We start from the raw sequence: 1,562 nt of genomic DNA, 5'->3' as shown, positions 1-1,562 counted from the left end.
ACAAACGCGGTACAGAAACTGTACGTAGCATACTTCAGCCGTCCTGCTGATCCAGCTGGCTTGCAATACTGGGAATCCGTAGTTGCTGCCAATGCTGGCTCTACTACAGCTGTTAGCGCAGCATTCTCCCAATCTGCAGAGTACACAGCAGCATACGCTGGTATGAACAGCACACAGATCGTCAACCAGGTTTACACAAACTTGTTCGGCCGTGCAGCTGAGCCAAGTGGCTTGTTGTACTGGGCACTGTTGCTGGATCAAAAATCCATCTCTATCTCTAACGTTGTTACCCAAATCGCTGCTGGCGCACAAGGTACTGACTTAGTTGCTTACACAAGCAAAGTATCTGCAGCAACTAGCTTCACAGCAGCAGTTGATACAAACCTTGAAATCGTTGGCTACAGCGGCACACCATCATTGACACTGGCTAAAGCATTCATCGCTGGTGTAACTGATGCAGCGACATTGGCAACAGCGATCGTTCCAGCAACTCTGGACGCAACGGTATTGGCTGTTACTTCAGCAGCAGCAGGTCAGACTTTTGCTTTGACTACTGGTATTGACACAATCGTCGGCACATCAGGCAATGACACAATCAGTTCATTGACATCAGGTGTATTGACAGCATTGGACAATATCGATGGTGGCGCCGGTAATGACACAATGAGCTTGACGTCTATCGCCGCAATTGCGATCCCAACAACAGCAACAGTTAAGAACGTTGAAACAGTCAATCTGACCTCTGCTCTTGACGTAAATGGTAATGTTTCTGGCTGGACTGGTTTGACAAAATTGAGCGTAGTTTCAGCAGCAGCAGGTAATGAAACTATTGTTGCTGCAACGACGACAAGTGTTACAGAAGCAAATTCGACTGGACAACGTATTAACGTTGTCGGTGGCGGTAACGCAGGTGTTTTCACAAACGGCGCCGGTGCGACTGTTATTGGTAACGGTGGCGTAGGTGCGGCAAGTGCTTCTGGTGCAATCGCCGGCGGTAATCTTGATAACACTGCTCCTACAGCAATTGATGCCAATGCTTACACTTCTATCACAACTTCTGGTGGTCTTACTGTAGATATCGCGGACAATTCCGGTACTTCTGGCGCGATTGGTTCAACATTGAAAACAGTTAGTATTTCCGGTAATGGTAGCAATGCAAAAATCACGGCCAATGGCCTTACTTCAGTAACTGAAGCTAACACAGCTTCGAATTTGACTATTCTTGCTGCAGCTGCTACCCGTACTCTGGGTGTTACAGTCAATACAGTAACAGCAGGCACGATCACTGACGCTACAGCAACAACAGTCAACGTCACTTCTACTGGCGCAGCCAACGTAGTTGCTGATCTGGCAGTTGCTGCAGCAACTGCAGTGACACTGGGTGGTGACAAGGCTCTGACACTGACAACAACCCATTTTGGCGCAGCAACTGCGTTGACAGTGAATGACAGTGCTTTGGTTACAGTGAGTGGTTACAACACAACTAACAAACTGACAACCGTAACGGTAACTGGCGCTGGCGGTTTTACATCAGATCTGTCCGGTCAAGGTTCGCAACTGAC

Annotated in this window: 1 protein-coding gene and 1 pseudogene; both read left to right on the top strand. The window is 48.2% G+C overall.

Going from position 1 to position 1,562, the window contains the following annotated elements; all coding sequences use genetic code 11:
• Positions 1–18: 18 nt before the first annotated feature.
• Positions 19–138 (top strand): annotated as a pseudogene (locus ACO0K4_RS19385) (hypothetical protein); the annotation flags it as partial.
• A 24-nt stretch (positions 139–162) separates the two neighbouring features.
• The coding region (locus ACO0K4_RS19380; protein ID WP_422958317.1) for a beta strand repeat-containing protein at positions 163–1,562 on the top strand (1,400 nt) is incomplete at its 3' end.

Origin of the sequence: Undibacterium sp. RuTC16W (assembly GCF_049339445.1) — a bacterium.
Classification (GTDB): Bacteria; Pseudomonadota; Gammaproteobacteria; order Burkholderiales; family Burkholderiaceae_D; genus Undibacterium.
This window is presented reverse-complemented; position numbering and strand designations above follow the sequence as displayed.